General features: G+C 69.4%; 11 protein-coding genes. 3 read left to right on the top strand and 8 right to left on the bottom strand.

All coding sequences use genetic code 11. The features are described 5' to 3' along the window. Positions 1-90: 90 nt before the first annotated feature. Positions 91-1095, bottom strand: a complete 1005-nt coding sequence (locus tag FHQ07_RS11240; RefSeq protein WP_139716890.1) for a class I fructose-bisphosphate aldolase — start codon at positions 1093-1095, stop codon at positions 91-93. A 166-nt stretch (positions 1096-1261) separates the two neighbouring features. Between FHQ07_RS11240 and FHQ07_RS11235 the strand changes: the two genes are divergently transcribed. Beyond that, positions 1262-2206: an IS481 family transposase gene (locus tag FHQ07_RS11235; RefSeq protein WP_054665630.1), complete on the top strand. Its 945-nt coding sequence runs from the start codon at positions 1262-1264 to the stop codon at positions 2204-2206. Here the strand turns inward: FHQ07_RS11235 and pyk are convergent. From pyk to gap, 5 genes are all read right to left on the bottom strand, one after another. Further along, positions 2203-3672, bottom strand: a complete 1470-nt coding sequence (gene pyk, locus FHQ07_RS11230) for a pyruvate kinase (protein WP_139716889.1) — start codon at positions 3670-3672, stop codon at positions 2203-2205. The genes FHQ07_RS11235 and pyk overlap by 4 nt on opposite strands. A 76-nt stretch (positions 3673-3748) precedes the next feature. Next, complete coding sequence (locus FHQ07_RS11225; RefSeq protein WP_139716888.1) at positions 3749-4924, bottom strand: phosphoglycerate kinase; 1176 nt, start codon at positions 4922-4924, stop codon at positions 3749-3751. Positions 4925-4987: 63 nt separating this feature from the next. Then, on the bottom strand, positions 4988-6382 hold the full coding sequence (locus FHQ07_RS11220; protein WP_240703477.1) for a DUF3999 domain-containing protein: 1395 nt from the start codon (positions 6380-6382) through the stop codon (positions 4988-4990). Further along, entirely contained in the window at positions 6379-9117 is a 2739-nt protein-coding gene (locus tag FHQ07_RS11215; RefSeq protein WP_139716887.1) for a DUF2339 domain-containing protein, read from the bottom strand. Before FHQ07_RS11215 ends, FHQ07_RS11220 begins: the two co-directional genes overlap by 4 nt. 140 nt (positions 9118-9257) lie before the next feature. Next, positions 9258-10262, bottom strand: a complete 1005-nt coding sequence (gap, locus tag FHQ07_RS11210) for a type I glyceraldehyde-3-phosphate dehydrogenase (RefSeq protein WP_139716886.1) — start codon at positions 10260-10262, stop codon at positions 9258-9260. Positions 10263-10333: 71 nt separating this feature from the next. Here gap and FHQ07_RS11205 point away from each other — a divergent pair, with 71 nt between their 5' ends. Further along, a complete protein-coding gene (locus FHQ07_RS11205) occupies positions 10334-11212 on the top strand; it encodes a S1/P1 nuclease (RefSeq protein ID WP_139716885.1) in 879 nt (292 codons plus the stop codon). On the opposite strand, the gene FHQ07_RS11200 is transcribed toward FHQ07_RS11205, so the two are convergent. Beyond that, positions 11213-11749 (bottom strand): protein tyrosine phosphatase family protein, encoded by a 537-nt coding sequence (locus tag FHQ07_RS11200; RefSeq protein WP_139716884.1) that lies wholly within the window; start codon positions 11747-11749, stop codon positions 11213-11215. After that, a complete protein-coding gene (locus FHQ07_RS11195) occupies positions 11746-12075 on the bottom strand; it encodes an ArsR/SmtB family transcription factor (RefSeq protein WP_139716883.1) in 330 nt (109 codons plus the stop codon). Before FHQ07_RS11195 ends, FHQ07_RS11200 begins: the two co-directional genes overlap by 4 nt. Before the next feature lie 89 nt (positions 12076-12164). Here FHQ07_RS11195 and FHQ07_RS11190 point away from each other — a divergent pair, with 89 nt between their 5' ends. Next, positions 12165-13031, top strand: a complete 867-nt coding sequence (locus FHQ07_RS11190; protein ID WP_139716882.1) for an MBL fold metallo-hydrolase — start codon at positions 12165-12167, stop codon at positions 13029-13031. Positions 13032-13033: the final 2 nt, after the last annotated feature.

Genomic DNA, 13033 nt, shown 5'->3' with positions numbered 1-13033 from the left:
CGCGCTGTCGTGCTCAGCGCCCCGGCCCGCGCACCCGTGCGCGGGCGTTCGCACCGGCAACCGTTGCCTGATGGCAACGGTCAGACGCGGTCACCCACCCCACTGCCCCAGCGCGGCCAGGCCATTGGCCTTGGCGCGCTCGAACACGGTCTGCTGCGCCTTGGCGTAATTGCCGGCCATGTCCTGCGCCCACAGCTTGAGCGCGGCCTGCTGCATGGCGCGGCCGTAGCTGAAGCTCAGCGGCCACGGGTTCGGGCCCATCCGGTTCATCGCGTCGAGGTGCGCGGTGGCGTCCTCGTCGCTCTGCCCACCGGACAGGAACACGATGCCCGGCAGGATCGCCGGCACCGCCGACTTCAGGCACATCAGGGTGGATTCGGCCACTTCCTCGACGCTGGCCTGCTCCTCGCAGCCCTTGCCCGGCACGACCATCGAGGCCTTGAGGATGGTGCCTTCCAGCATCACGTTCTGGTTGTACAGCGCGTCGAACAGCGAGCGCAGCACCACTTCGGTGACCTCGTAGCAGGTCTCGATGTCGTGGTCGCCGTCCATGATCACTTCGGGTTCGACCATCGGCACCAGGCCCTGCTCCTGGCACAGCGCGGCATAGCGCGCCAGCGCATGGCTGTTGGCCTCGATGCAGGTGCCGGACGGAATGTCCTCGCCGATGTTGATCACCGCGCGCCACTTGGCGAAGCGCGCGCCGAGCTTGTAGTACTCGGCCAGGCGGTCGCGCAGGCCGTCCAGGCCCTCGGTCACCACCTCGCCCGGGAAGCCGGCCAGCGCGTGGGTGCCCTTGTCGACCTTGATGCCCGGGATCATGCCGTTGTCGGCCATGTACTTGGCGAACGGGACGCCGGACCTGGTCGACTGGCGGATGGTCTCGTCGAACAGGATCGCGCCGGACAGGTACTGGTTGGCGTTCGGCGCGGTCAGCAGCAGCTCGCGGTAGGCGCGGCGGTTTTCTTCGGTGTTCTCGATGCCGACCCCGGCGAAGCGCTTGGCGCAGGTCGCGGACGATTCGTCGATGGCGATGATGCCCTTGCCCGGGGCGACCATGGCACGGGCGGTTTCGGCGAGTTGTTCGATGCTCATGGGAATCCCGGGGGCTGGCGGCGGAAAGGCGGAATTATAGCCGGCCGCGGCCCCCTGAAATCGTAGTCAAGCCGGACGCTAGATGTGATCTCTCGGTAGGTTGTTCATCCGGGGCATCTCTGGAAGATGGGGGTTGCGAAGCCAACCCAGCCCCCAGGAGCCCCGGATGAACCTGCATAAACATGCCCGTTTGAGCCCGCGCGGTCGAGCCCTGCTCGTGGACCGCATCCTTGTTCAGGGCCTTCGCGTCGAAGAAGCAGCGCATGCGGCCGGTGTCAGCGTCCGCACGGCCTACAAGTGGCTCAGACGGTTCAAGGAGGAAGGTCCGCAAGGCTTGGTCGACCGGTCCTCTCGGCCACGCTCCTGCCCGCATGCCACGCCACAGGAGATTGTGCAGCACGTCATCGAGCGGCGCCGCTCACGGCAGACGTATCGGCAGATCGCCGGGCAACTGCCTGTTGCCCCGAGCACCATCGCCCGGCTGCTGCGTCGCGCCGGCCTGCACCGCTTGGCCGAACTGCAGCCGGCAGCGCCGGAGAACCGCTACGAATACGCCTTGCCCGGCCAGCTGCTGCATCTGGACATCAAGAAGCTTGCTCGTTTCCGACAGCCGGGGCATCGGGTCACCGGCAATCGCCAAGTCAACTCCGATGGCATCGGCTGGGAATACGTCCATCTGGCCATCGATGACCACTCCCGCGTGGCGTTCGGCTCCATCGAGCCGGACGAGCGCGGTAGTAGCGCGTGCAGGGCGCTGTTGCGGACGGTGCGCTACTACCGACGCTTGGGCGTGCAATTCGAGCGCGTCCTGACCGACAACGGCGCCTGCTACAGATCGCGTAGCTTCCGGCGTCTGGTCCGTCGGTTGGGCATGCGCCACCTGCGCACGCGCCCCTACACCCCACGCACCAACGGCAAGGCTGAGCGGCTGGTGCAGACCAGCCTGCGCGAATGGGCCTACGCCCGCTCATACGCCAACTCCGAACAGCGAGCCCACGCGCTGCAGGGCTGGCTTCATCACTACAACTGGCATCGACCACATGCCAGCCTTGGCTACAGGCCACCCATCACCCGAATCCCACTGAACAACGTGGTGGGTTTACACAGCTAGAGCTCCCCAAGCCCCTCCGCCCGCCCGTCCACGCCGATTTCCAGCAGGCGCAGGGTATTGGTCGCGCCGCGGGTTTCCATGTGCTCGCCGCTGGTGAACACCACGCGGTCGCCGGGTTCCAGCCAACCGGCCTCGACCAGCATGCGGATGCTGCCGCGCGCGGCTTCGCGCGGGGTCTGGCCGCGGCTGTCGTAGTCCATCGGGAACACGTCGCGCATCAGCGCCATCTTGCGGCGCGCCGGCGCATGCCGGGAGAACGCGTAGATCGGTACCGCCGAGCGGAAGCGCGACAGGAAGCGCGCGGTGCCGCCGGACTCGGTCATCGCCACCACCCCGCGCACGCCGATGTGCTCGGACAGGAACATGGTCGCCATCGCGATCGCCTGGTCGGCGCGTTCCAGCCCGCGCCGCGCCTGTTCGAAGTCGGTATCGGCGACGAACTGCTTCTCGGCGCCGACGCAGATCCGCGCCATCGCCTCGACCGCCTTCACCGGCCAACTGCCGGCGGCGGATTCCTGCGACAGCATCACCGCATCGGTGCCGTCGATCACCGCATTGGCCACGTCCAGCACCTCGGCGCGGGTCGGGATCGGGCTGTCGACCATCGACTGCAGCATCTGGGTCGCGGTGATCACCACTTTTTCGCGCGCCACCGCTTCGCGGATGATCTTCTTCTGCAGGCCGGGCAGTTCGGCATCGCCGATCTCAACGCCGAGGTCGCCGCGCGCCACCATCACCACGTCGCTGGCGTCGACGATCTCGGCCAGGTTCTCGATCGCCTCGGCTCGCTCGATCTTCGACACCAGCGCGGCATTGCTGCCGTGCGCCTTGGCCACGCGACGCGCCTCGTGCATGTCCTCGGCGTTGCGGCAGAACGAGACCGCGATGAAGTCGACTTCCATCCCGGCGGCGATCGCGATCAGCTCGCGATCCTTCTCGGTGATCGCGCCCAGCGACAGGCCGCCGCCCTGCTTGTTCAGGCCCTTGCGGTTGGACAGCACGCAATCGTTGAGCACGGTGGTGACGATGCGCTCGCCCTGCACCGCGTCGACCTGCAGCTGCACGATGCCGTCGTCGAGCAGCAGCACGTCGCCCGGCTTCACGTCGCCGGTCAGTTCGAGGTAGCTGACGCCGACCTGGGTCTCGTCGCCGGGCGGCGCGTCGAGGCTGGCGACCAGGTCGAAGCGGTTCCCAGCCTTCAGCTGCACCTTGCCCGCGGCGAAGGTCTCCACGCGGATCTTCGGCCCCGGCAGGTCGGCGAGGATGCCGACCTCGCGGCCGATCTTCGCGGCCATCGCGCGCACCGCCTCGCCGCGCGCGACCTGCGCCGACGGATCGCCATGCGAGAAATTCAGGCGCACCACGTCCACGCCGGCGCGCAGCACCGCTTCCAGCACCTCCGGCGGATCGGTGGCCGGGCCGAGGGTGGCGACGATGCGGGTGCGGCGGTGGTGCGGCTGGGTCATGGGTGCGGGCTCCTGTTGCCCGCACGCTAGCACAGCGCAACGACCCGCGATGGCTCGCGGGACATTGCAATCGACTTCAGGCGGCGCGCGCCTTCAGTGCCGCGACCGCCGGCAGTTCCTTGCCTTCGAGGAATTCGAGGAAGGCGCCGCCGCCGGTCGAGATATACGAGACATCGGCTTCGATGCCGTACTTGTCGACCGCCGCGAGGGTGTCGCCGCCGCCGGCGATGGAGAAGGCGGGCGAGGCCGCGATCGCGCGTGCCACCGCTTCGGTGCCGTGGCCGAACGCATCGAACTCGAACACGCCGACCGGGCCGTTCCACACCACGGTGCCGGCCTTGGCGATCAGCGCGGCATAGGCCTGCGCGGTCTGCGGGCCGATGTCGAGGATCATGTCGTCGGCGCCGACCTCGTCGATGCGCTTGATGGTGGCCGGCGCGTCGGCGGCGAACGCCGGCGCGACGACGACGTCGGTCGGCAGCGGGATGTCGGCGCCGCGCGCCTTGGCATCGGCCATGATCTTCTTTGCCGTGTCGATGAGATCCATTTCGACCAGCGACTTGCCGACGCCGTAACCGAGTGCGGCAATGAAGGTATTGGCGATGCCGCCGCCGACGATCAGCTGGTCGACCTTCGACACCAGCGAAGAAAGCAATTCGAGTTTGGTCGACACCTTGCTGCCGGCGACGATGGCCAGCAGCGGCCGCGCCGGGTTGTCCAACGCCTTGGCCAGCGCATCCAGTTCGGCCATCAGCAGCGGGCCACCGGCAGCGACCTTGGCGAAGCGGATCGCGCCATGGGTCGAGGCCTGCGCGCGGTGCGCGGTGCCGAACGCATCCATCACGAACACGTCGCACAGCGCCGCGTACTGCTTCGACAGGGTTTCATCGTCCTTGCCTTCGCCGACGTTCATGCGGCAGTTTTCCAGCAGCACCAGCTTGCCCGGCGCGACATCGACGCCATCGAGGTAGTCCCGCACCAGCGGCACGTCGAAGCCCAGCAGTTCCGACAGACGCGCGGCGACCGGCGCCAGCGAATCGGCCTCGCTCCACGTGCCTTCCTTCGGCCGCCCGAGGTGCGAGGTCACCATCACCGCCGCCCCCTTCTCCAGCGCCAGCTTGATGGTCGGGATCGACGCGGTGATGCGCTGGTCGGAGCTGACCTTGCCGTCGGCGACCGGCACGTTGAGGTCCTGGCGGATCAGCACGCGCTTGCCGGCGAGGTCGAGGTCGGTCATGCGGACGATGGTCATGGGCATTCCTGCGATGCAAAGGAGCCTATTGTCCGGGCCGCGCGCGGCCGCCGCAAACCGCGCTCAGGCCGCCGGCTTGCTGCGCAACAGGCTGAAGGCGAAGCCGGCCACCACCAGCGCGCCCAGCGCCAGCACCGCCCACAGCAGCCACGACTTCCAGTCGTAGGCGGGCTCTAGAGCGGCGTTGCCGGCCAGCGGCTTCGCCGCGCCGAGATAGGCGGGCGCCGGCTGCCAGTCCGCCCCACGTTGGCGACGCAGTTCGGCGACCAGTTGCGGGATCGGCGCGGCGGCGCGTAGTGCGCGGGCGCTGCCCGCAGCCAACGCATACGGCGCCGAGCCTTGCGCGAGGAACACCACCGCCTCCGGCCGATAACCGAGGCGCAAGGTCGGCACATCGGCCACCTCGGCGTTCGCGCGCAGCCGCCAATGGCGATCGCGCACGATGGCGTCGAGTTCGCGCGCAGGCGACGCGCTGCCGCCACCCACGGCATCCACGCGATACGCCATCCACGGCCCCGCGCGCAGCCGCCACGGCGCATCGCCATCGTCGCGGCTTTCCAGCCGCCACTCGACCGCATGGTTGCCGGCCAGCGCGACATCGGCCAGCTGCACCGGGAACCGCCCATCGAGATCGAATTCGAAGGCCACTTCGTTGCCGCGGTTCATGCGCTTGCCGGCCAGTTCGACCCATGCCGGTTGCGGCAGCGCGCGCGCGGCCGCGAGCTCGACGGACACGCCGCTGATCGCGATGGGCTGGTCACTGCGATCCGGGCTGAGCCGCAGGTAGCGCGCCTTCTGGTACTGCGGCAGCAGGCCGTACAACTCGATGCGCCGGTGCAGCAGGCGGCGACCGTCGCGCTGCAGGTCGATCATGCGGCCGCGCGTGGCCAGCGGCTGCCACTGTTCGAGGTCGTCGCTGGCCTCGAGCCGATAGCCGAGGTCGAGCGCTTCGACCGGCTGCCATTGCAGTTCCAACGCGACGATCGCCTCGCGTACGCGGCTCACATCGACCAGCAGGGCATTGCGCGGCAGCGCCGCCGCCGACGGCTGGGTGATGCGCGCCTCGACCCGGCGCAGGCGACCGTCGGCATCGGCCTGGCTGACCAGTTCCCAGCCTTGCGCACCGCCATCGACCGCCGCGGCCGGCAGCGCGAACCATGGCACGGCGATGCGTTGCGCCGGCTTCGCCACGGCATCCTGCTGCGCGAACAGGCCGGCCGGCACTTCGGCGCGATCTCGGTTGAGCACCACCAGGTCGCGCAGTTGTGGATCCTGCAATTGCCGATACACCGTTTCATCGAGGACGACGCGGTACGCGCCATCGCCGTCGCGGCCGAGAGTCAGCGGCCATTGCGTCGCATAGTCGGTCGCGGTGCCGGCAGATGCGGCCAGCGTCGCCGTCATCGCCGCGAGGAAGACCAATCCCTTGCCGACGCCCTTCATGCAGCTGCCCTTCATGCGGATGCTCCACTCGGCTCGCCATCGCTTTCCGGCGCACGCGGCGGCGCCGGCGCGAAATACCCGACCACCGTGCACAGCAGGCCATAGGCGATGAACGAACCGATGCCGAGCAGGTTGCCCAGGTGCTGGCGATCCACCAGCACCAGCTTGGCCAGCACCACGCCCATCAGCACCGCGCCGGCCAGCCACAGCATGCGCTGGCCGCGCCTGGAGCCCAGCACCCAGCCGAGCACGCCCAGCACGCTCCAGACCACCGTCAGGCTGGTCTGCGCCAGGCTGGTCGACAGGATGGCGTCGCCCCATGGCGCGCCGCCCCAGTGATGCACCGCATGCAGCACCACCGAGGTGACCCAGACGAAGGCCAGCGCCGCCAGCAGCACGATCCGCCGCGGCGGCAAGGTGCGGCCGCCACCCATCTGCCAGCGCAAGGCCAGCACCAGCGCGGCGAGTTGCGCCAGCTCCATCGGGTTCAGCAGCGGCAGCCACGGCAGCGGCGCGGCGGCGCCGGCTTCGAACAGCGAGACCAGCCACCACAGCCCGAGCACCGCGAACAGCACCGCCAGCAGGCGTCCGCGCCAGCCGTCGAAGCGTTCGCCCAGCGGCATCGACAGCCAGCGCCAGCGGAACAGCGCCAATGCGGCGACCAGCAACCACGGCAACGCGACCAGCGCCGCCTGCCAGCCATCGCCCAAGGCCTCGACCTGTTCGGGCAGCCATGACAGCAACAGGCTGGCCACCAGCGGCCACACCAGCCACCAGGTGAACTGCGCGGCGGCGGCGGTCGGCCTGTCCCCGCCCTCGCGCAGGCACAGCAGGCTGCGGATGCCCAGCGCCGCATAGGCCAGCCACGCCCACAGGCCATGGGCGGCGAACGGTTGCGCATGCGCATTGCTTTGCCAGATCGCCAACGGTGCGGCGGACGCCAGCGCGGCCAGCGACGTCCATGCCAGCGCGCCGGCCGGGCGACGGCGATGCACCTCCGCCGCCAGCCAACCGCTCAGCGCGGCGAAGGCCAGCAGGGCATCGGGTTCGTCGCGGTTGCCGAGGAAGCGGCCGATTTCGTGGATGCCGTTGCCGGCCCACCACGCCAAACCCCAGCCGTAGTACAGCAGCGCGATGCCGTCGCGGTTGTCGTCGCCGCCGCTGCGTGCGTGGCGATAGGCCCAGGCGCTGGCGAAGCCGGCCAGCGCGATCAGCAGCGCGCTCATGAAACCGGCATTGGCGAACATCGCGGCGGCAGGCATTGCGCCCGCCATGCCGATGGCGAACGCATACGCGGCCGCGAGCTGCAGGCCCGCAGCGGTGAACTGCGGCAAGCGCCGTTGCTGGCGCAGGCCCAGCCACGCCAGCGCCGCGCCTTCCAGCGCGAACACGCAGGCGGTCGCCTGCGCCGACAGGGCCAGCGGCACCGCCAGCGTGGCGAAGCCGACCGCCAGCAGCGCATACGACCGCGCCAGCACGTCGTAGTCCCGGCGCCGCCGCAGCCACCACACCAACGCCGCATACAACACGCCCAACCCGAGCGCGCAGAACGCCAGCGGCATGCGTCTGCCTTCCAGCAGCCCCGCCTGCAGCGAGAACGCCACCAGCGGCATGCCGAACACCAGGCAGCCATCGATCAGGTCGCGACGACCTGCCGGGCGCCGGCGCGCGAACAGCAACGGGATCGCCAGATAGAAGGCGAAGAACAGCGCGAGGAACGGCTGCGTGCTGGCGTACTTGTGCGGCGCATAGTCGAACGCGCCCCACGCGGTACCGATGCCGAAGGTGAACACGAAGCCGAGCAGGTTGAGCAGCCGCCACGACTTGTACCAGGCGATGCCGACGATCGCCGCGTTCAACACCGCGTAATACGAGAACAACGCGACATGGTTGCCGCTGCCGGTCGACAGCCAGATCGGCGCGAGGAAGCCGGCGAGCAGCGCGAACACCGCCAGCGCCTTCGCGTCCTGCAACACCGCCAGCATGCCCGCGCCGGCGACCAGCACCACGCTCAATGCGAATGCCGCACCGGCCGGCAACAGCCCGAAACTCTTGAACGCGGCGAACACCACCAGCAGCAGCACGCCGATCGCCCCGCCCTGCAGGCTCAGCGCGAAGGTGCGGTTGCTGTCGCGCTTGCGCCAGGCGAATACCAGCGCACCGAGCGCGGCGGCGGCGATGCCCGCCAGCCGCAATGCCGGCGGCAGGGTCAGCCAGCCCTCGTCCGAGGCGTACTTGAGCAGCGCGGCGACGCCGGCGAACAGCACCAGCATGCCGATCTTCACCGGCACGTTGCCGACGGTGAACCAGCGCTTCACCGCACGCACGACGACGGTGACGATGTCCGGCCGCGTGGGCTTGGGCGGCGAAGTCCGCTTGGGCGATGGTGGTGGTGGCGGCAGCGGATCCGCCGCCGGCGTTTGCGCCACTCGTGGTGCCGGCGAAGCGGCAGCCGGCACCGCCGCGGGGGCTGGCGTGCCCGCCCCCGCGACAGGCGTTGCAATCGGCGCCGCCATGGACTGCGCCGTGGAAGCCTGCTGCATCAATTCGCCCAAGGTCGGCTCCGCCGCCGTCGATGCCTGCGCTGGCGCGCGCGCCTGTTCGGCGCGCGCGCGGCGCTGCAACGTATCGACCTGGACTTCCAGCGCCGCGATCCGCGCTTTCAGCCCGGACACCGACACCAGCGCCATGACCAGCAACACCGGCACCGCCAGCACCGCCAACACCAGCAAGACGATCAAGCCTTCCATCCGCGCCCTTCGTTCGCCCGTGCCGGCAGCCTCTGCGATGGGCGTGCGTTTTGCAAGGCGCCCCCGGCCGGGCCATCAGGACGCGGATACTCGAAGCCCCGCATCAGCGGGGCTTCGGCAGGACATCGATGCAACGCGGCTTACTTCGCCGCGACCACCTTGACCATCTCCAGGCACTTGTTGCTGTAGCCCCATTCGTTGTCGTACCAGCTGACCAGCTTGACGAAGGTCGAATCCAGCGCGATGCCGGCTTCGGCATCGAAGATCGAGGTGCGCGCGTCGCCGCGGAAATCGGTGGCGACCACCTTCTCGTCGGTGTAGCCGAGGATGCCCTTCAGCGCGCCTTCGCTCTGCGCCTTCATCTCCGCGCAGATCTCGGCGTAGCTCGCCGGGTTCTCGAGTTCCACGGTCAGGTCGACCACCGAGACGTCCGAGGTCGGCACGCGGAAGCTCATGCCGGTCAGCTTGCCCTTCAGCTGCGGCAGCACCACGCCCACCGCCTTGGCCGCGCCGGTGGCGGACGGAATGATGTTCTCGAGGATGCCGCGGCCGCCGCGCCAGTCCTTGTTGGACGGGCCATCGACGGTCTTCTGGGTCGCGGTGGCGGCGTGCACGGTAGTCATCAGGCCGCGCTTGATGCCCCACTTGTCGTCCAGCACCTTGGCCAGCGGGGCCAGGCAGTTGGTGGTGCACGACGCATTGCTGATGATCGCCTGGCCGGCGTAGCTGCCGCAGTTCACGCCATGCACGAACATCGGGGTGTCGTCCTTGGACGGTGCCGACAGGATCACCTTCTTGGCGCCGGCGGCGAGATGCTTTCCCGCGCTGTCTTTGTCCAGGAACAGGCCGGTCGATTCCAGCACGATGTCTGCGCCGATCTCGTCCCACTTCAGGTTGGCCGGGTCGCGCTCGGCGGTCAGGCGGATGGTCTTGCCGTTGACGACCAGCTGGCCGTTCTCGACCTTGACGTCGCCCTTGAAGCGGCCGTGCACCGAGTCGTAGCGCAGCATGTATGCCAGGTAGTCCGGCTCCAGCAGATCGTTGATGCCGACGATCTCGATCTCGTCGCCGAAGTTCTGCACCGCCGCGCGGAACACGCAACGCCCGATGCGCCCGAAACCGTTGATGCCTACCTTGATCGCCATGGGAATCCTGTCAAACGGGGGTGGGGAAAGTCCGCTATTTTAGCGGTTCGTCCCCTTCCCTGCCCGGCCCCATGCGTCCTGTCCATCGCAACCCCTTCGCCGTCCTGCTGTCCACCGCGCTCCTCACCCTGGCCCTTGCCGGCCCGGCCGGCGCATGGGCCGGTTTGGGACACCGCATGGTCGGCGAACTGGCCCAGCGCCACCTGGACCCGGCCGCGCAGGCCGAAGTCGCCCGCCTGCTGGCCGGGGAACCGGATCCGAGCCTGGCCGGGGTGGCGACCTGGGCCGACGACCTGCGCAACGACGACCCGGAACGCTTCAAGGCGACCTCGCGCTGGCATTACATCAATGCGCAAGGCGGCGGCTGCGCCTTCGACGTCGCGCGCGACTGCCCCGACGGCAACTGCGTGGTGGCCGCGATCGAAGCGCAGCGCGCGATCCTGGCCGACCGCAAGCAGCCGCTGGAAGCACGCCGCGACGCGCTGAAGTTCATCGTGCACCTGGTCGGCGACGCGCACCAGCCGATGCACGCCGGCAACCGCACCGACAGCGGCGGCAACAAGTTCCAGGTCAGCCTGCGCACGCCGATGCAACCCGAGGAGTACGCGAAGAAGTACTACGTCGACGGGGTGATGGGCACCAACCTGCATTCGGTCTGGGACTACTACATCCTCGGCAGCCGCGGCCTGAAGCTGGGCGCCTACAGCGACCGCCTCGACAAGCTGCCGTGGCCGTCGTTCCCGGCGCCGTCGAAGTACGACGTGATGCCGCTGGCCTGGGCCGGCGAATCCTGCCGGCTGATCGATGCGCGCGGCCTGTACCCGCCGGAAGACAACCACGCGATGGATCACGCCTACCTGGATGCGATGCGCCCGCTGGCCGAACAGCGCGTGCGCCAGGCGGCGTGGCGGCTGGCGCAGTTGCTGAACCAGACGATCGGCGAAGGCTGATCAGGGCTGCGCGGACGCATCCAGCAGTTCGCGCACGCGCGCCTCGGCGCCGGTCATCCCGGCGGCGCGCCCGAGCGCCAGCGCCTCGTCGACGGGCACGCCGGCATCCGCCGCGCCCAGCGCGATCAAGGCCCCGACCCGGTTGCCGCTGGCGCAATGGACCAGCACCGGGCCGTTTGCCGCGGCCAGCAGTGAGCGCAACGCGCGTGCCTTGTCGAGGGTGATGCCGGCCGCGCCATCCACCGGGATCGCGTGGTAGGCCATGCCTGCCGCGGACACCTCCGCCGCTTCGTCGCGTCCCGCCATTTCCGCGGCCGGGCGCAGGTTGACGACGGTGGCGACCCCGCGCCGCGCCAGCACGGTCCATGCCACGGCCTCGGGTTGGCCGCCGGTGACCAGCCCCGCGCGCGGCACGTGCAGTTGCGGAACGGGCAGGTCGTGCATGGCGGCGGTCTCCGGGACTACGGCGGGTTCGGGCGTGGCGCAGGCGGCGCAGGCCAGCAGGATCGGCAGCAACAACGGCAATTCCATCTTCATCGGGCGTCTCCGCAGTAGATGTCGTGCAGGGTGCGCATCAATGGCCGCACCGGGCCTTCGGCGAGGGCATAGAACGCCTGCACGCCTTCGCGCCGCACCGTGACCAGGCCGGCTTCGCGCAACAGCGCCAGGTGCTGCGACAGCGCCGATTGCGACAACGCCATCCGCTGCAGCAGCGTGCCGACGCCCACTTCGCCGCCCACCAGTTCGCACAGGATCAGCAGGCGTTGCGGATTGCCGACCGAACGCAGCAGGCCGGCGGCCTCCTGCGCGTGGCTGCGCATGCGGGCCAGGTCGGGGGCTTGGGCGATGGCGGTGCGGGGCATCTCGGCTTTGCGGGCGGGAACGCTTGCCATATTATTAGATTTTGCTAATTTAGCAAAACCTGATTTCGATGCCGCCCCGGAATGCCGCCATGACGCCCATCGTCCAGCCGTTCTTCCACGCCGACAGCAACACCTGGAGCTACGTGGTCCACGCCGCCGGCGCGGCGGACGCCGCGATCATCGACGCGGTGCTCGACTTCGACGCCAAGTCCGCGCGCACCTCCACCACCTCCGCGCAGGCGCTGGTCGACTACGTCGCCGCGCACGGCCTGCAGCCGCGCTGGCTGCTGGAGACCCATGCGCACGCCGACCACCTCAGCGCCGCGCACTGGCTCAAGGCCACGCACTGGCCGCAGGCCCGGCTCGCCATCGGCGGTGGCATCCGCAGCGTGCAGAAGACCTTCCGCCCGATCTTCAACCTGGGCGAGCATTTCCCGGTGGACGGTTCGCAGTTCGACCATTTGTTCGCGGACGACGAAACCTTCGCCATCGGCGACCTGCCGGCGCGGGTCATCGCCGTGCCGGGCCACACCAGCGACAGCAATGCCTACCTCATCGGCGATGCGCTGTTCGTCGGCGATTCCCTGTTCATGCCCGACGGCGGCACCGCGCGTTGCGATTTCCCCGGCGGGGACGCCGCCACGCTGTACCGCTCGATCCAGCGGATGTACCAACTGCCCGACGCCACCCGCGTGTTCGTCTGCCACGACTACGGCCCGGGCGGCCGCGCGGTCGCCTGCGAAACCAGCATCGGCGAACAGAAGCGCGGCAACATCCACGTGCGCGACGGCGTGGACGAGGCCGCCTTCGTGCAGCTGCGCGAAGCGCGCGACGCCACCCTGGCGATGCCGGCGCTGATCCTGCCGGCGGTGCAGGTGAACATCCGCGCGGGCGCGCTGCCGGAGCCCGAAGGCAATGGCGTGCGCTACCTGAAGCTGCCGGTGGACACGCTGTGACC

Source organism: Thermomonas aquatica (genome assembly GCF_006337105.1).
GTDB classification, from domain to species: Bacteria; Pseudomonadota; Gammaproteobacteria; order Xanthomonadales; family Xanthomonadaceae; genus Thermomonas; species Thermomonas aquatica.
The sequence above is the reverse complement of the archived record's forward strand: the minus strand, read 5'-3'. Positions and strand labels throughout refer to the sequence as shown.

What these genes read in the sequence shown, in the direction of transcription:
- FHQ07_RS11240 (WP_139716890.1), bottom strand. Translation starts at nt 1,095, where the DNA reads ATGAGCATCGAACAACTCGCCGAAACCGCCCGTGCCATGGTCGCCCCG.
- FHQ07_RS11235 (WP_054665630.1), top strand. Translation starts at nt 1,262, where the DNA reads ATGAACCTGCATAAACATGCCCGTTTGAGCCCGCGCGGTCGAGCCCTG.
- pyk (WP_139716889.1), bottom strand. Translation starts at nt 3,672, where the DNA reads ATGACCCAGCCGCACCACCGCCGCACCCGCATCGTCGCCACCCTCGGC.
- FHQ07_RS11225 (WP_139716888.1), bottom strand. Translation starts at nt 4,924, where the DNA reads ATGACCATCGTCCGCATGACCGACCTCGACCTCGCCGGCAAGCGCGTG.
- FHQ07_RS11220 (WP_240703477.1), bottom strand. Translation starts at nt 6,382, where the DNA reads ATGAAGGGCAGCTGCATGAAGGGCGTCGGCAAGGGATTGGTCTTCCTC.
- FHQ07_RS11215 (WP_139716887.1), bottom strand. Translation starts at nt 9,117, where the DNA reads ATGGAAGGCTTGATCGTCTTGCTGGTGTTGGCGGTGCTGGCGGTGCCG.
- gap (WP_139716886.1), bottom strand. Translation starts at nt 10,262, where the DNA reads ATGGCGATCAAGGTAGGCATCAACGGTTTCGGGCGCATCGGGCGTTGC.
- FHQ07_RS11205 (WP_139716885.1), top strand. Translation starts at nt 10,334, where the DNA reads ATGCGTCCTGTCCATCGCAACCCCTTCGCCGTCCTGCTGTCCACCGCG.
- FHQ07_RS11200 (WP_139716884.1), bottom strand. Translation starts at nt 11,749, where the DNA reads ATGAAGATGGAATTGCCGTTGTTGCTGCCGATCCTGCTGGCCTGCGCC.
- FHQ07_RS11195 (WP_139716883.1), bottom strand. Translation starts at nt 12,075, where the DNA reads ATGCCCCGCACCGCCATCGCCCAAGCCCCCGACCTGGCCCGCATGCGC.
- FHQ07_RS11190 (WP_139716882.1), top strand. Translation starts at nt 12,165, where the DNA reads ATGACGCCCATCGTCCAGCCGTTCTTCCACGCCGACAGCAACACCTGG.